The organism is Mycobacterium sp. NGS11 (assembly GCF_059813315.1).
This window is the reverse complement of sequence record NZ_JCALEJ010000005.1, coordinates 147,093-163,209: the sequence shown is the minus strand read 5'-3', so window position 1 is coordinate 163,209 and position 16,117 is coordinate 147,093. Positions and strand designations below refer to the sequence as shown.

Here is a 16,117-nt window from a genome sequence, read left to right as displayed (position 1 = left end):
TCCGATGGCCGTGCCGATGACGGTCAGCGGGCGTCAGTAGCCGATCGGGCCGTCGGGCCGCGCGGAATGCAGCCGCTCGGGCTCGAAATGGCCGACGACCTGCACGTCGGACTTGACCTCTTCTTGGTAGCCGAGGCCGAAGCGGACGACGTACTGCTTGTACAGGACCACCAGGGGGGCGGCGGCGAGGGCGGCTTGCATGGCCGCCGCGTTGCCGATCGCGGTGATCGTGTACGGCGGGCTGTAGGTGCGCCCGTTGAGCAGCAGCGTGTTGCCGACACAGCGCGGCACCGATGTGGCGATGATCCGCTGATCCTGCATCTGGATAGCCTCGGCGCCGGCGCTCCACAACGCGTTGAGCACCGCCTGGATGTCCTGCTGATGCACCACCAGGTCGTCAGGGGATGCATCCCGGGGGAACCGCCCATTGGCGTCGCGCTGCGCATCCGCGAGGGTGACCACCAGGCCCGGTCCGTGCACCGGGCTCATCCCCGCCTCGCCGGCGAGCTGGGCGGAGCGCCGCAGCATCGCCGCGAGCGCCGCATCCGGCGACCGCCCGTGCGCGGCGTCGATCTTGCCCGCCAGGGCTTCGCGCTGGGCATTCAGCCGGTTCACCGAAGACTGGGTCTCGCGGACCAGGTCCACCAGCCGCGGGGCATCACTGCGGCGGATTTCGGCGCCGCCGGAGACTCCGTGGGTGGCGGCGAGCAGAAGTCCGGCTAGCAGACAGACGACCGGGACGCCGAAGCGCCATGGCGACCGGCGCGTCTGCGTCATCGCGTCTCCATTTCCTGGTCACCGTTGCAGGTGAGTTAGTCTCGTAGCCAAGCCATGGGTGCAGTTGCAGTGTTTATCGTTGCACCCCGTCCCGCTCACCGTGTCGTTGAGGTAATCCGCGAGGTAATCATGCCCAAGTCCAAGGTCCGCAAGAAGAACGACTTCGCCGTCAGCTCGGTCAGCCGCACCCCGGTGAAAGTCAAGGTCGGACCATCGAGCGTGTGGTTCGTCGCGCTATTCATCGGCCTCATGCTGATCGGTCTGGTCTGGCTGATGGTGTTCCAGTTGGCCGCGGTCGGCAGCAACGCGCCGACCGCCCTGAACTGGATGGCGCAATTGGGCCCGTGGAACTACGCCATCGCGTTCGCTTTCATGATCACCGGCTTGTTGCTCACGATGCGCTGGCACTGACCAGGACGGTCGGCGTAATGAATTCATTTTCGGCCTAATTCGACACAGCGTCAGCAACTATCCGGCCACCCAATCACACGCGTGTGATTTATCCCCACTGTTGATAGCTGATGTGGATAACTGCATAGGCAGTGGTGGGAGGGGTTAAGAAGCGCATGCAGCAAACACAATGGGAGCCGCACGCGGCCGGAATCGCTGGTTGTGGAGCCGCGGGCGTTTTGATGGCTATCGCCGCTGTGACCGTGGTCACAGACCCGCCCGGCCGGATTCTTGCGGGCGTTGCCGCGGCAGGTCTGATTTTGTTTGCCGGCGTGTCGTGGCATGCGCGTCCCAAGCTGGCAATCACGCCCGGTGGCCTCATGCTGCGCGGCTGGTTCCGGACGCAGGTATTGCAGCATTCCGGCATCAAGATCATCCGCATCATCGAGTTCCGCCGCTACGGCCGCAAGGTGCGGTTGCTCGAGGTCGAGACGGCCGACGGCGACCTGGTGCTGTTCTCTCGCTGGGACCTGGGGACGGACCCGGTAGGCGTGCTCGACGCACTGACGGCAGCCGGCTACGCGGGCCGTCAGCGGGACTGACCTGCGCCCGTCCTACCGGCCCGGTTCAGGAAATCGTGATCGACTCGATGACGACCGGCTCGGTGGGGCGGTCGTTGCCGTCGGTGCCGGTCGTCGCGATCGCATCGACGACCTTCTGCGACTCGGCGTCGGTCACTTCACCGAAGATCGTGTGGCGACGGTTCAGATGCGGGGTCTGGCCCACCGTGATGAAGAACTGCGAGCCGTTGGTGCCCGGGCCGGCGTTTGCCATCGCCAGCAAGTAGGGCTTGTCGAATTGCAGTTCGGGGTGGAATTCGTCGGCGAACTTGTAGCCCGGGCCGCCGCGACCGGTTCCCGTCGGGTCGCCGCCCTGGATCATGAAGCCCCGGATCACCCGGTGGAAGACCGCGCCGTCGTAGAAGGGGCCGGAGGAGCCTCCCGATGCATTCTGCGTCGAGTACTCCTTGGTGCCCTGTGCCAGGCCGACGAAGTTGGCGACGGTCTTGGGCGCGTGGTTTCCGAAGAGGGCGACCTTGATGTCGCCGCGGTTGGTGTGGAGCGTGGCGGTAGCAGTCTGAAAGGGGCTGTTGGTCACGGCATGAGAGTCTGCCACTACGGGCGGGCGTCGCCGCACGCGGTGTCACCCACGCCGAATCCCGCCCAAATCGCGGCGAGTACACACCGCGGACGCCGACGTCCCTATGCTGGCAGTCTGTTCAGAAACCGGCCGGCGCCACGGCAGGCTCAATCGGCGGGACAGAGAGGCGACGAATGAGGGCGAAGATGGATTCCCGGCTGACCCCGCGGCAGCGACTTTCCCGCGGCCTGACCTATTCGGCGCAGGGACCTGTGGACGTCACCCGGGGAGTTGTCGGGCTGAGTGTTCAGTCCGCGCGGTCGACCGCCTCGCAGTTGCGCCGCCGCTACCAAGAGGGGCGGCTGGCCCGGGACCTCGCCTCTGCCCAGGAAACCTTGGCCCAGGAGCTGGCCGCCGCACAGGAAGTGGTCACGAGCTTGCCCCAAGCGCTACAGGACGCGCGCCGCGCGCAGCGTCGCGGAAAGCGCCCGTTGGTTCTCGCGGGGGTCGCCGTCGCGGTCCTGGTCGGGGGCGCCGCCGCGTTCAGCGTCGTCCGGCGCTCCGTGCGCGCGAAGCCTCAGGAGCCGCAGTCGCGGCCGCCCAGCGTCGACGTGCAGCCGCGTCCCTAGGGTCACCGCACGACCAACCCCAACCGTTCGCGGCGCCGGACCAGGATGCTCGGCAGCCATTCCCCGATATCGGCCGCATCGATCCAGGTGGTGCGCTGCAGCAGCATGCGCAACACGATGGTGGCTTCCAACCGGGCCAGTGCGGCTCCAACGCAGAAGTGCACGCCCTTGCCGAAGCTCAGATGACTCTTGGCGGCGGTGCGGTCCAGGCGGAATTCGTTTGGGGCCTCGAAGTGCACCGGGTCGCGGTTGGCCGCTCCCCACATCAGCAGCAGGTGGGAGTTGGCCGGCACCTGGGCCCCTCCTAGCGTGGTGTCGCGCCACACGTGGCGGTAGTGACCGCGAAATGGCGGCTCGAACCGCAAGGTCTCTTCGATGAAAGCGCCTAGCAATTCCGGGTTCTCGCGAAGCTGCCGTTGGATTGCGGGACGGTCGGTGAGGATCCACGCCGCGCTGCCCAGCAGCGATGCGGTCGATTCGCCGGCGGCGCTGAACAGCGTGAGCATGATGCCCAACGCCGGAAGTTGCTCGAGTTCCCCCGAGGCGCAGCGCGCCGCAAGGTCGCCCATCAACCCGGAATCTGGCTTGCCGCTGGCCTTTTCGAAATGCTCCAATACGTAGCCGGACAGCTCCATCGCGGCCAGCCCGGCCTGCGTGACCTGTTCGGGAGTGACGATCCCGTCGAGCAGTGTGGTGGTGGCATAGCCGAGCCGAATGAGTTTGTCGGCGTCGTCGTCGGGCAGGCCCAGCAGCTTGCAGACCACCATCATCGGCAACCTGTTGGCGATGGCGCTCATCCATTCGATCTGGCCGTCGCGCAGGTTCTCTTCCCAGAGCCGGTCCGCGGTTCCGACGGCGAATTCCTCGATGATCCGCACGCGTTTGGCCGACAAGTGCGGCAGCAGAAGCTTGCGATGCAGCGCATGCACAGGGTCGTCCGCGGTGGCCAACGCGTGCATCGGGGCTCCGGGCAATCCCATGTCGAGCGGTGTGACGGTGCCGTCCTCGTGAAAGACCATGGTCGCCGTCAGGTTCGACGAGAAGTCTTCGACCCGTTCCACGGCCTCTTGCACCGCATCCCAACCGCACACGGCGTAGAACACCGAGTCGCCGATCCGGTGCACGGATGCCTCGGCGCGCATCCGGTCATACAGCGGGTAGGGATCCTGTATCGCCTCGCTGCCGAAGAACCGGGTTGCGCTGTCCAAGACCGTCATGCGCTTCAGGCTCGGTGCCTCTCGCCCCGGCGGTCAATGGGTCGCGGGAAAGTTGAGGGGCGGTCGCGGCAGACGTCGAGCGCGGATGACCGCGTGGACCGCCCGCCAGCAGGCCGTTCGGTTGAGAGAGATCACCACAGAATTCTCAGGCTGCGAGAAGTGTTTCTGTGCTCCGCATTGTGGGGGACCATGGGTGGATGCCGCGTGACGACTGGTTGGTGGGCCGCGACCGCCGTGGCGAAGCCGTCGAACGGATCTACGCCGCGGCCGCCGACATCATCGCTCGCCGGGGATACGAAGGGTTCACGATCGAGGCCTTGGCGGCCCGGGTGCACTGCTCACCCGCGACGATCTACCGGCATGCCGGCGGTAAGGCGGCCATCCGAGACGCCGTCGTCGGTATTCAAGCGGCTCGCATCGTCGATAAAATCCGGGAGGCCATCAAGGACCTTCGGGGCCCCGAGCGCGTCGTGACGGCCACGATCATGGCGCTGGAGCGCCTGCGCTCCGACCCACTGGCTCAACTCATGCGGTCGATCCACGCGGCCCCGGTCAGCGATTGGGTCATCAGCTCGCCGACCGTCACGGCCCTGGCGGCCGAAATGCTGGGGCCCGACAATGACGATCCGCTGGCCGCGCAGTGGCTGATCCGCGTCTTCCTTGCGCTGTGGGGATGGCCGCTCAAGGATGCGGCCGCCGAGCGCGCCTTGGTGGAACGGTTTCTGGGTTCGTCGTATACGAGGCAGCGGGGCTAGGCCCGCAGCGAGCAGCCGCCGCTGTCAGGGCATCTCCTCGCTCCACGCGATATGTCCCTCGAAGCCAAGGGTTTTCGCCAAGTCACGGTAGCGATCCCTGAGGCGCGTGTAGGCCTCGACGTCGCCTTGGGCGCGCGCCAGCGCGGCGCGCATCCGCTGCAGCCAGGTCTCACGCATCGCCAGGTGCCCATCGGCAGGCTCGGACGCCACCCGTTCGATTGCGGCCGCGGCTTCGCTGACATCGCTTTCGGTCCCGCGGTCGAGCAGCGTCTCCACCAGGACACCGGTGGTCAAAGTACCCCACGAAAGCCCTTGTCCCCCAAGCATGAGATGGTCGACCGCGGCGCGCATGAGCGGTATCGCATGGTCGCGCTCGCCGCGGCGCGCCTGCTCGCGTGCCACGTACACGTCGAGCATCGGTATGTCGCACAGGAAGTGCCCCCCGCGCCGGAACACTTCGCGGACCTCGGCCAGAAGTTGCTGTCCGCGATCACGCTCGTCGTCCGTGGGGCGGTGCACCAGCGCCAGCCCCAAAGTCAGCCAGGCGACGCCCAATTGGAGGTTGTCGCCGGACGGTTGGGCGATCACCAGCGCATCCTCGATCTCGCGCAGGGTGGAATCGTCGGGTCGAAGCGCACCGGCCGGTATGCCCGTGGTGTACACATAGCTGACGACCGTGACGTAGGACAGGGAGTCGGCGCCGTGCGCCATGGCAACGCCGCGCTTCAGGTCGTCTCGCCATCCGGTACGACCCAGGGCCCAACGGGCGGTGCCCCGCTGGGCGAACGCGAGCGCGAGGGGCGACCCGAAGAGGAAATTGCCCTTGGTGGGGTCGCCGTCGGCCAGGTCGATGACCCGCTGCGACAAGCGGTGCATCTCGGCCCACTCGCCGGTCCCTATCTTGGCGCGGATCGCGGTGAAGGAGAGCCCAACCGTCAAAGTCGGGTCTCCGATGGACTCGATGAGGGCGACGGCCTCCGAAGCCAGCCGCGACGCCTCGCGCACCCTGTCCTGAAACGCGTGATCGACCACCAGCCCCGCCATCGCGATGGCCAGCGACGCCTTGTCCCCCGCGGCGTTGCACAATGTGCGCAGCTCGTCGAAACGGTCTCCGACGTCGTTCACATGCAGCCGCCAGGCGATCCCGCACAACATGGTTCGGGGGGCGATGCACATGGTGACCAGGTCTGGGTCATCGGCGGTCAACGCGTCGGCGATCCGCGTTGCACTTTCCCAACTGAGCCGCGCCGCGGCGATGTCGCGGTATGTCGCCCAGGTTGCCGCGCGCATGTGCCAGCCGTAGGCGTCCCGCAGGTCGCCCGCGGCTTCGAGGTGTTCGGCGATCAGCGCCGCGTTCTGGTCGGCGGATTCCGGCTCACGCGCCTCGATGGCGCCGGCCAGCCGCCGGTGCATCACGGCGCGATCGGACCGCAGTTGTGACTCGTAAGCCACGCTGCGAATCAGCGGGTGGCGGAAGGCGAATTCCGCGGTGGGCGTGAAACGGACCTGATCGATCAACGCGGCCTTCACGAGCGTATCGAGGACGGGTGCATTGCCCACCGCCTCGAGTAGCTCGGGCGTGAATCGCGAGCCGATCACAGCCGCGGCGTTCAGCGTCTGCTTGGCATCAGGGTCCAGACGGTCGATGCGCGCGGCGATGGTGGCCTGCAGCGTCGCCGGGACGGTCACCTCGGCCAGATCCGCACCACAGGTGAAACCGCCGCGGTCGCCTTCGAGCACCGCTCGCTCGGCGAGCTCGCGCACCATCTCCTGCGCAAAGAACGGGTTCCCGCCGGCCCGTTCGGCGACAAGCGCTTTGATCCCGGCGACTGACGGATCGGGGCCCAACAACTCGTCGAGCAGCGCCGCGGTTTCCGCCTCGCTCAAGGGCGAGAGCGAGATCGTCTGCGCTCCAGGCACACTCGCGAGCAGACCGGTGTATTCGGGGCGGTAGGTGATCAGCACCATCGACGGCGTCCGCGGAATGACCGCGAGGAAGTCCGCCACCAGCGAGTCGCTGACCTCATCGATCCAGTGCGCATCCTCGATCACGTAGAGGACAGGTTGGGTGCGGGCCAGCGACATCGAGTTGATCAGAGCGGTCAGCCGCCGTCGCCGCGCGTCGGGATGGATCGTTGGAGGGGGGGTGTCAGGGTCTCGGATGCCCATCAGGTCGTAGAGCAACAGCACGTCCTCATCGGAGGCGTCGGGGATCCTGGCCCGTACCTGTGCCCGCGCCGGCTCGTCATCGAGCTCGGCGATTCGGAGCCCCGCACGCAGCAGCGCCGCCGCCCCGACAAAAGGGACATCACTGGTGTGTGACTCACAGAAGGCCGAGACCACCTCGACGCCCTTGCTGAGCGCCAACGCGACGGTCTCGTCGGCGAGTCGCGTCTTGCCGATGCCCGCCGGCCCGGCGACACAGACCACGCATCCGCGCCCGCTCTTCGATCGATCCAGCAGGCCGGCGATCGTTGTGACTTCCAGCTCTCGCCCGACCAATGCGCCTTGCAGGTCGCGACTTCGTTGCGGCCCGCCGGTCAGGCCGATCAGACGACGGGCCAGCACCGGGTTGGCGCTGCCTTTGATGCGCACCTGCTCGGCGTCGGCCAGCATGGCGACTTGCTGAACGAGTCGGGCGGTGGATTCGCTGAGCATCACCCCACCCGCCGGCGCCACAGATTCCATCCGCTGCGCCATTCCGACCTGTTCACCGATGGCGGTGTAGCCCAACGCTTTCGAACCGAGTTCGCCCGCGATCACCTGACCGGAGTTGAGGCCCACCCGCAGTTGAAGGTCCACACCGTCGCGCTCGCGGACGTCGACGGCGAGCGACTTGACCTCCTCCTGGAGGCCCAAGGCCGCCAGACAGGCGCGAAACGCGTGGTCCTCCATGGTTACCGGTGCCCCGAACACCGCCATGATGCCGTCGCCGGTGAACTTGTCCACCGTGCCCCCGTAGCGGTGCACCATCTTGGTGCAGCGGTGCACCAGTGCGGCCATGATTTCGCGCAGTCGCTCGGGGCCGACGGTCGCTGCGATGTCCATGGAATGCACTACGTCGGCGAACAACACCGACACCTGCTTGTATTCCGCAGGTGCGGCGGGTTCGGCGACTGCCGCGCCGCAGCCGTGGCAGAACCGCGCATCGTGGAGGAGTTCGGTGCCACACGCCTGGCACGCTCCTACGGCCGCCATCCGACCCTCCGCCGATCCTTGCCCCCGCGTTTGCTGGAATCTTCACAGAATAGGCCGTCGGGCCCCCCACTAGGGAGTGTTAGCTCCTTCACTCAGACGCCTGCGGCACAAAATTTTGGTGCCAAGCGCCTCAATCCTTGGCAAAGGCGAACATCCGGTAGGAGGCCTGGCCGTTTTGCAGCCGGCGATGGATCAACGACCCAACCCCACCCGCGTAGTCATCAGCCAGGCCGCGCAGCAGGGCGATGTTCGGTAGGCGACGCGTGATTTGATCGACGAACCGATTCTTCTCCAGTCCGCGCATGACCTCCGCGTTGACGACCCGTTCGGACAGCAGCCGCATGGGGATGTTGGCCAGGTCCGCCTCCCAGGCGGCGATTTCGTCGGCGTAGCGCATATCGGCGTACAAGAACCGCCCGCCGGGGCGCAGCACGCGTTCCACCTCCGCGAAGAATCTGGGAACGTCCTGATAGTTGATCGCGGCTTCGACGTTCACCACTGCGTCGAAGGACCCGTCGGGAAAGGGCAGGCTTTCGGCGTTGCCCTGCACGAACTTCAGGCCGGACAAAGTGTGCCTCTTTCTGCAGAACTCGATGCCGACCGGGTTCAGGTCCAGGCCCGTATAGGTCGCCGGGCGCAGGGTCCGCATCAAATACGATGCGCCGCCACCGTGGCCGCAGCTCACCTCCAGCACGTCCTTGCCTGCCAGGTCCGCCTGCGCGGCCGTGCGGTGGTAGAGCTGAATCGGAAACCGATCGAGCTCATCGGCCGCCGTCAGCGGCAACGCCATCGGCGGGTCCTCTTCGTATCCGTAATTCAGGAACAACACGTCGTCCCTGATGAGCAGGCGGCTAAGAAATTGGTAGCCGTATTTGAAGCGCAGGTTCAAAAGCTTCAGCAAGACCGGGTTGCGATTCAGCCGGTCGATGATGCCTTCGATCGGGGTGTGTTGGAGCCGCCCATCGTCTTTGCTGCAAAACCGGCGTGGTGATAACGGCCGAGGTAACCTGACGCCCATGCTCAAGTCTCCCATTCCGGCCCTGCTGCGCGAACGCGCCAGTCTGGCGCCGAATCGGACGGCGTTCACGTTTATGAACTATCAACGGGACTGGGCCGGCATCGAGGAGAGTTTGACGTGGGCGCAGCTGTACCGGCGGGCGCTGAACGTTGCCGACGAGCTTCGGCTGCACGGGTCAACCGGTGACCGCGCCCTGATACTGGCGCCCCAAAGCCTCGACTACGTCATTGCGTTTCTCGGCGCGATACAGGCCGGCTTCATCGCGGTTCCGCTGGGCGCCGACAGCGACGAACGGGTCGGCTCGGTGCTGCGCGACGCGTCGCCCGCTGCGGTTCTCACGACGTCCTCCGTCGCTGACGATATCGCCGGTTGTCTCGAGCCGAAGTCGCGCCAAGCGGCCCCATCGCTAATCGCAGTTGACTTGCTGGATCTCGATTCGAAGAAGGCGCCCGCTACCAGGGTCGAGACTTCAACGGACACAGTGTATTTGCAGTACACGTCGGGATCGACGCGCACCCCGGCCGGGGTCATGGTGTCGCACAAGAACATCCTGGCCAACTTCGAGCACATGAATGCCGCCTTCTTCGGGGACCACGGGGGAGTCGCCCCACCGGACAGCACGATGGTGTCCTGGTTGCCGCTGTATCACGACATGGGTTTGCAACTTGGGGTCATCTTTTCGGTTCTCACGGGATTTCGCAGTGTGCTCACGAGTCCGGTTTCCTTTCTGCAGCGGCCGGCCCGATGGATGCGATTGCTGGCACAGAACAGTCGGGCGCATTCGGCAGCGCCTAACTTCGCCTTCGAGTTGGCGGTCCGAAAAACCTCAGACGATGACCTTGCCGGGCTCGACCTCGGCGACGTGTCGTGCATCTTCAACGGTGGCGAGCGGGTACAGCCCGCCACCCTGCAGCGCTTCGCCGAGCGGTTCGCCCGCTTCAACCTCCAGTCCAAGGTGTTGCGCCCATCGTATGGATTGGCCGAGGCAACGCTGTACGTCTCGACTCGTGAGGCGGGTCAGCCACCGCGGGTCGTGTATTTCGACTCCGAAGAACTGACTGCGGGCCACGCGAAGCGCCAGTCAGACATCGGCGGCACGGCGCTCGTCAGTTACGGCGTGCCGCGGTCGCCGATGGTGCGTGTCGTGGATCCCGAGAGCCGTATCGAGTGCCCGGCGGGAACCACCGGTGAGATCTGGGTGCACGGCCGCAACGTCGCTAGCGGATATTGGCAGAAGCCGAGCGAGACGCAGCATACGTTCGGCGCAACGTTGGTCGCCCCGTCGGCCGGAACCCCCGAAGGGCCTTGGTTGAGAACCGGGGACCTGGGGTTCGTCTCCGACGGCGAACTGTTCATGATCGGCCGTACCAAGGATCTTTTGATCGTGTACGGGCGCAACCACTGTCCCGACGACCTCGAGGGGACCATCCAGAGTGTCGCACCGGGACGGTGCGCGGCGATCGCTGTTCCGGACAAGGGCACCGAAAAGCTGGTCGCCATCATCGAACTCAAGAATCGGGCTGCCTCTCAGGAGGGGGCGGGGGACGGATTCGACGTCGTCAAACGCAAAGTCACTTCCGCGATTTCCGATGTGCACGGGGTCAGCGTCGCGGATCTCGTTGTGGTAGCCCCGGGTTCGATTCCCATTACCACCAGTGGCAAGGTCAGAAGAGCGGCCTGCGTCGAGCGCTATCGCCAGAATCAGTTCGCCCGCTTGGACGCTTAGTGCCCCGGACACGGACGATCACGGAATTGACGTACTGGTACCAGTATTCGTCGCGGGAGAACGGGCCGGGGTTCACGATGCGACACGCTCGGTGGCGGCTACCGCTACGTCACAGGTATCAGTCATTCGTCGACGGCAAATACGGTGTCGAGATCGGCGGCCCGAGTGTGCTTTTCAGAACCGTGCTGCCCCTTTATCAACGGGTCAGGGGGCTCGATGGCGTCAACTTCTCCGCGGACACCATCTGGGAGGGACGCATCGAGGCCAACGCGGGTTACCACTACCACCGCAACAAACGCGGTCGCCAATTCATTGCCGACGCCACCGACCTGCCCGGGCTGTCGACCGCCCGATACGATTTCGTGCTGTCCTCGAACTGCTTGGAGCACACCGCAAACCCGTTGAAGGCTCTGGTCGAATGGAGAAGGGTCGTCAAGGCGGGCGGAGCACTGGTGCTCGTGGTCCCGAACAAGAAGCACAACTTCGACCACCGGCGCCCGGTCACGAAGTTCGAACACCTGCTGGCTGATTTCACCGCCGATGTCGGCGAGGACGACCTGACTCATCTCGATGAGATCCTGGCCCTCCACGACTTACGCAGGGACTGGCCGGCACGCGGGCGTCAGCGGTTCAGGAAGCGAAGCCTGAACAACTTTTACAACCGAACCCTTCACCATCATGTTTTTGATGTCGAGCTGATCGAGGAGATGCTGGAGCGCGTTGGATTCGGCATCCTGGATGTGACGACCACGCGAACCGACCTTTTCGCGCTCGCCGTGAAGACCGGCGCCGCGGCCACACTGCCGGCACCGGATGCAGCCGATCTCGTCGCGGCGCCATGAAACGCGTGCTGGGTACGAAATCCGCGCGCGCTATCGATACCATTCGATACCGACTGAGCCCCAACGCTTTACGGTTCATCTGCGAAAGCCATCTGGAGCTTCCATCGCAGCCGCCTTCCGGTCGTCGCACCCTCCTTTTGTTCGCACACTTCGATGTCCAAGGCGTCGTCGACCCATACGTCACCTACTACCTGAAGGCGCTGCACGGGCTCGGGGCAACCATTGTCTTCGTTTCTGCCTCGCCCGTCCTCTCCGCGGAATCGGTCGCCACCATCCGCCCGTTCTGTGCGGGCATTTACACCCGTCGCACGCTTTCTTTCGACTTCGGCTCGTGGCACCTCGCGTGGTGCGTCCTCCGGCAGCGCGGATGGTCGCTTGATCAGTTCGACCGCTTCGCCATCGTGAACGACAGCGTCTTCGGTCCCCTCTTCCCTCTCGAGGAGATGTGGGGTTCCTTCCGCGGTGCCGACATGTACGGCGCCATCGAAAACACCCAGATGTTTTCCCACCTCCAGTCCTTTTTCCTGGCGTGGGATCTCAATTCACGCACCCGCCCCTTCCTCAACGACCTGTGGGCCGATTTCCAGTACCCCGTGCACAAAGGCACTCTCATCTGGCGGTACGAGGTTGGCCTGTCCAGGCGCGCGCGTAAAGCCGGGCTCAGCGTCAAACCGTACGTCTCCGCCGCCGCCATAAGAACCTGCGGTGGGCACCCATCGCAGCGATGGGGCAGCAAACGGTCGGGGCGAAACAACGGCACCCTCTACTTCTGGGACGGCCTCATCGAGGACTTCAGGTTCCCCTTCCTCAAGGTGACCGTGGTGCGCGACAAGCGCTTGCGCAGGTCGATGACGCACCTGCGCGATGTCATCGAGCAGCACACTCCCTATCCCTATCGACTCATTCAGTCGAACGCCGAAAGGCTCGGCCGCGGAAACCATCTCCTGCCCTAGGCGGGGCTCAGATGCTGCCCAGACCCGCCGCGATCAACGCAAGCCCCGCCGCTGTGGGCACGGCGATCAGAATCCGCCGCCGGTGCGCTACGGCAAGCCTCTGCAGCTGCAGCACGAGCGCCCGGGTTTTTGCCGGCATGACCAGGTAGCCGATGAGCGGGATCTCAACCAGAGCCAGCACCACGAGGGTGAACATCACGACCGCGCTCAGCTGAGTGCCGAATGCGGCGCCCGAGGAGACGATGACGATGAGCACGACCAGGTAATCGATCGGCGGCATCGTGGACACCAGACCGATCCCGAACGCGAACCACGGGTTGCCGCCTTGCAACGCCCGACCGGCGCGGGCCCTGATCCGTGCGATCGCGGTTGACGTGCTTTGGCGATCCGGGGCCTCCGAACGGGCGCCGTAGGTCGACACTTCGACAGGCTGTCGCGTCCGATACCTCGTTGACAGCACTCCCGCGATCAGCAGTGCGAGCACGCCGATGGTGATCTGGAAGTACCCGCCGGTGAATCGGAAGACTGCGGACCTCATATCTTCCATGACCAGCGGCACCGAATCGCGCATCGCCAGCATCAGGCCGAAGACCGCGATTCCAGGGGCGATACCGGCCGCCAGGCCGCCCAGCCAGTATGCGATCAGGTTGTGCTTGGGCCGCATGCGCGATATCAGGACCGCGACCACGACCAGGCGCGTCGGGTCCGTCGCGACCCATAACGCCACTACCAGCACCGTGGCCCACATCAGGCAACGCGCTTCCGGTGAACGACCCCCTCGATGAGATCGGCCGCCACGCTCACGCTTTCGGCCGGATCGGTCAGGTGGGCGGCGACTTCGCCGGCGCGCGCGACGTAGTGCGCCGCGCGGATCCGGCGTAGGTGTGCCACCAGCGAATTTCGGGTGATCGTGGAGAAGCGTTGAGCGCGGCCGACTTTCAGCCGGACCGTCGCGGCCGCCCATAGCGGCTGATCGGCTACGTCCCAAAGGATCAGCATCGGGATTCCGGCCCGAAGGGCTGCGGCGGTGGTACCCGCGCCGCCGTGGTGGACTGCTGCGCGACAGAGCGGAAGGATGGCCCCATAGTTCACCGGGCCCACCAGTTTCACCTCGTCGGGGTGCTGGATGCCGGTGGAATCGCGCGCATCGCCGTAGATCAGCGCACGTTCACCTAGTTCCGCGCAGGCCGCGCCGATCATGGCGATCGTGTCGGCGGAGGATTGGATCGGCGTGCTGCCGAAGCCGAAGTAGATGGGCGGCGCGCCCGTGCCGATCCATTTCGCGACCTCAGCGTCGGCATCCGTCGGCAACTGCAACGTCAGCGCGCCGACGATGGGTCGCCGGCCGTGCCATTCGGCGGCAAGCTTGGGAAAGCAAGCCTGCTCGTAGGCCTGGATTTCGAGAGATCCGCGTTGCGCCATCCGCTTGGCCGCGGGCGCGGCTGCCCGCGGCAGCCCCAGTTCGCGTCGTTGCGCGTCATCGGCGTCCTTGGTGATGCGCCAATACAGCCACCACGCGGCCCTCAATGTGGAGCGAACCAGGGGAGTGGGCGACGGTATGGAAGGCAGGGCGAGTTGCCCGTTGACGCAGATCGGCATGTGGTGGATCGCCGCCAGCGGAATGTCGTAGTACTCAGCGACGTTGGCGACGACGCCGTGGTAGGTCTGGCCGGTTACGAGCATGTCGGCGCCGTCCGCGAGTTCGGCCAGCGTCCGGCTCATCTGCGCCCAGCCCGCGACGAAGAGGTCCCTGCCTGAGCGCATGAAGTCGAGGGGATTCTGCGGCCTGAAGGCGTGGTGAACGAATTCGGCAAGCGCGCTGACCTGCTCGTGCGAATCCGGGCCGTACCCGACCGCGCTAAGGCCGGCCGACCGCACAAAGCCGATGAGGTTGGGCGGGGCCGCGATGCGCACGTCGTGCCCCCTGCGCAGCAGTTCCACACCGACTGCGGCGCATGGCTCTACGTCCCCGCGAGTCCCATGGGCGGCCAACACGACTTTCATCGGCGCAACCCGATATCAAATTTCATCAGGACACCTGAACCGCTGTACCTGTATAGCGACCGTCCGCGGCACGCTGCAACACCGACTTCATCGCACTGACGTACCGGATCACGGAGTCTTTGGCGATAGTGTTTTTCGGCAGGTTCACCCACATCGACACCTCATCGAAGAGGCGGATTATCGAGAAGTAGAGGTGCGCCGGATCCCTGGGGTCGCAGTAGATGCTGACATTCGCATCCTTCATGTGGGAGGTGACGGTGGCAGAGAAGGGAGGAAGGCCCGCGTCCATGTAGTTGACCATCGTGCAGTTCGGGCCCCATGCCCTGAGCCACGGTGCCAACTTCAATATCTCGTTGAACGACACGCTGGCGAGGTCCATATTCGAATCGAAGGACGCCTGCGCGGCCCGGGCGGTCTCTTCGAAGGATGCCGGGTTCACCGGCACGGTGAAGGGCACCACGCCGGTGAACCAGCCCATCGTCGAGAATTCCGCCAACGACCTGCGTTTATCGGTCGGTGCAAGGCCGTAATATGTTGTGGCGCCGGTCAACTCGTGCTGCGCGAGAGCTATGCAGGCGAACAAACCGCCGCTGACTCGGGCACCCGCCGCGATGCAGCGGGATTCGAATTCGGCCGTCTGCTTCTGATCCATCAGCCGATCGACCACCACGTCGCCGCCCGTGGCCTGCGAGAGATCACCGAGCGGCAGCGGGAAGTCCGGCAAGGTCCCGCCGTTGCGCTCGGCGAATTCGATCCACCTGCGAACCTGGGTGGAGTCCGCGGACAGGGATGCTACGTGCTGCTGTTCTCTGATGCAGAAGTCGTCGTGACTGGCCGGGGGCGGCGCCTGAACGAGCGCACGGCCGGCCACCAGGACGCGGTAGTTCATCACGATCTCGGTGTAGAGGCCGGCGATAATCGTTGGGTCGCAGTGCAGGTGGTCGACGATCGCAAAAATGGTGAAGTGGTCGTCGCGCGCAATGATGCCAAACCTGAAGCAATCCCACTGCAACGGGTCCGGGGTCGACAGCACGAACTGGTGCCACTCCCGTGGCGTCATGTTGTCCTGCCGGACCGGAACGAACTCGATGTCGGCGGAGTCCACGATCGTGTGCCGCACAATGCTTTCCGCATCGCCGTACTCGAACCAACTGTGATACGTCTTGTGCCGGCGCAAGTGAGAGTTGATGACGTAGCCCATGGCTCGGACATCGCATCGGCCGGGCTCGTCGCCGGAGCCGATCACCAGCCGCGCATAGTCGAGCCCGCGTGCGGCGTAGCGGGAAAAGCCGCGAAGGTGTGCGTCCTGCATCGCGCTCAGCGGCACCGCACTGATCGGAGCTTGCCGGGCTTTCGCCAGCGAAGCGGGCGATGGCTGCCAAGTCACGATCCTTCCCGCCTCGGGTGTCCAGTCGTAGACGGTTCCCACGAACAGCCCCCGCGTTGGCCCTGCACCTATGAACACCCA

General features: G+C 65.4%; 15 protein-coding genes. 7 read left to right on the top strand and 8 right to left on the bottom strand.

The window, feature by feature from the left end; translation table 11 throughout:
* Positions 1–33 precede the first annotated feature (33 nt).
* Positions 34–777, bottom strand: coding sequence for a DUF881 domain-containing protein (locus AC5Y4T_RS09175; protein ID WP_499952783.1), 744 nt, complete (start codon positions 775–777; stop codon positions 34–36).
* A gap of 129 nt (positions 778–906) precedes the next feature.
* Between AC5Y4T_RS09175 and crgA the strand changes: the two genes are divergently transcribed.
* A complete protein-coding gene (gene crgA, locus AC5Y4T_RS09170; RefSeq protein ID WP_499917419.1) occupies positions 907–1,188 on the top strand; it encodes a cell division protein CrgA in 282 nt (93 codons plus the stop codon).
* Positions 1,189–1,343: 155 nt separating this feature from the next.
* A complete protein-coding gene (locus AC5Y4T_RS09165; RefSeq protein WP_499952883.1) occupies positions 1,344–1,769 on the top strand; it encodes a PH domain-containing protein in 426 nt (141 codons plus the stop codon).
* Positions 1,770–1,794: 25 nt separating this feature from the next.
* Here AC5Y4T_RS09165 and AC5Y4T_RS09160 read toward each other — a convergent pair whose 3' ends face one another.
* A complete protein-coding gene (locus AC5Y4T_RS09160; protein WP_499917421.1) occupies positions 1,795–2,343 on the bottom strand; it encodes a peptidylprolyl isomerase in 549 nt (182 codons plus the stop codon).
* A gap of 158 nt (positions 2,344–2,501) precedes the next feature.
* On the opposite strand from AC5Y4T_RS09160, the gene cwsA reads away from it, so the two are divergent.
* The gene (gene cwsA, locus AC5Y4T_RS09155) at positions 2,502–2,936 is read left to right on the top strand and encodes a cell wall synthesis protein CwsA (RefSeq protein ID WP_499917422.1); all 435 of its coding nucleotides are present in this window, start codon (positions 2,502–2,504) and stop codon (positions 2,934–2,936) included.
* A gap of 2 nt (positions 2,937–2,938) precedes the next feature.
* On the opposite strand, the gene AC5Y4T_RS09150 is transcribed toward cwsA, so the two are convergent.
* A complete protein-coding gene (locus tag AC5Y4T_RS09150) occupies positions 2,939–4,153 on the bottom strand; it encodes a cytochrome P450 (RefSeq protein WP_499952782.1) in 1,215 nt (404 codons plus the stop codon).
* A 197-nt stretch (positions 4,154–4,350) separates the two neighbouring features.
* Here AC5Y4T_RS09150 and AC5Y4T_RS09145 point away from each other — a divergent pair, with 197 nt between their 5' ends.
* Entirely contained in the window at positions 4,351–4,908 is a 558-nt protein-coding gene (locus tag AC5Y4T_RS09145; protein ID WP_499917424.1) for a TetR/AcrR family transcriptional regulator, read from the top strand.
* 24 nt (positions 4,909–4,932) lie between these two features.
* On the opposite strand, the gene AC5Y4T_RS09140 is transcribed toward AC5Y4T_RS09145, so the two are convergent.
* Together AC5Y4T_RS09140 and AC5Y4T_RS09135 are read right to left on the bottom strand one after the other, a co-directional pair.
* Positions 4,933–8,106 carry an AAA family ATPase gene (locus AC5Y4T_RS09140; protein ID WP_499952781.1) on the bottom strand — a complete coding sequence of 1,058 codons (3,174 nt, stop codon included), beginning with the start codon at positions 8,104–8,106 and terminating at the stop codon, positions 4,933–4,935.
* A gap of 130 nt (positions 8,107–8,236) precedes the next feature.
* Positions 8,237–9,007 carry a phthiotriol/phenolphthiotriol dimycocerosates methyltransferase gene (locus AC5Y4T_RS09135; protein WP_499952780.1) on the bottom strand — a complete coding sequence of 257 codons (771 nt, stop codon included), beginning with the start codon at positions 9,005–9,007 and terminating at the stop codon, positions 8,237–8,239.
* 115 nt (positions 9,008–9,122) lie between these two features.
* Here AC5Y4T_RS09135 and AC5Y4T_RS09130 point away from each other — a divergent pair, with 115 nt between their 5' ends.
* Genes AC5Y4T_RS09130 through AC5Y4T_RS09120 form a run of 3 tightly spaced genes read left to right on the top strand, consistent with a single transcriptional unit; the run spans position 9,123 to position 12,645 of the window.
* Positions 9,123–10,850: an AMP-binding protein gene (locus AC5Y4T_RS09130; RefSeq protein WP_499952779.1), complete on the top strand. Its 1,728-nt coding sequence runs from the start codon at positions 9,123–9,125 to the stop codon at positions 10,848–10,850.
* Between the two features lie 26 nt (positions 10,851–10,876).
* A complete protein-coding gene (locus AC5Y4T_RS09125) occupies positions 10,877–11,692 on the top strand; it encodes a methyltransferase domain-containing protein (RefSeq protein WP_499952778.1) in 816 nt (271 codons plus the stop codon).
* Complete coding sequence (locus AC5Y4T_RS09120) at positions 11,689–12,645, top strand: rhamnan synthesis F family protein (RefSeq protein WP_499952777.1); 957 nt, start codon at positions 11,689–11,691, stop codon at positions 12,643–12,645. The genes AC5Y4T_RS09125 and AC5Y4T_RS09120 overlap by 4 nt, the downstream gene beginning before the upstream one ends.
* Before the next feature lie 7 nt (positions 12,646–12,652).
* Here AC5Y4T_RS09120 and AC5Y4T_RS09115 read toward each other — a convergent pair whose 3' ends face one another.
* From AC5Y4T_RS09115 to AC5Y4T_RS09105, 3 genes are read right to left on the bottom strand one after another with little or no spacing between them, the layout of a single operon-like run.
* Positions 12,653–13,372, bottom strand: coding sequence for a GAP family protein (locus AC5Y4T_RS09115; protein WP_499952776.1), 720 nt, complete (start codon positions 13,370–13,372; stop codon positions 12,653–12,655).
* A gap of 20 nt (positions 13,373–13,392) precedes the next feature.
* Complete coding sequence (locus AC5Y4T_RS09110; protein ID WP_499952775.1) at positions 13,393–14,649, bottom strand: glycosyltransferase; 1,257 nt, start codon at positions 14,647–14,649, stop codon at positions 13,393–13,395.
* A 25-nt stretch (positions 14,650–14,674) separates the two neighbouring features.
* Complete coding sequence (locus AC5Y4T_RS09105) at positions 14,675–16,114, bottom strand: acyltransferase (RefSeq protein WP_499952774.1); 1,440 nt, start codon at positions 16,112–16,114, stop codon at positions 14,675–14,677.
* Positions 16,115–16,117 lie beyond the last annotated feature (3 nt).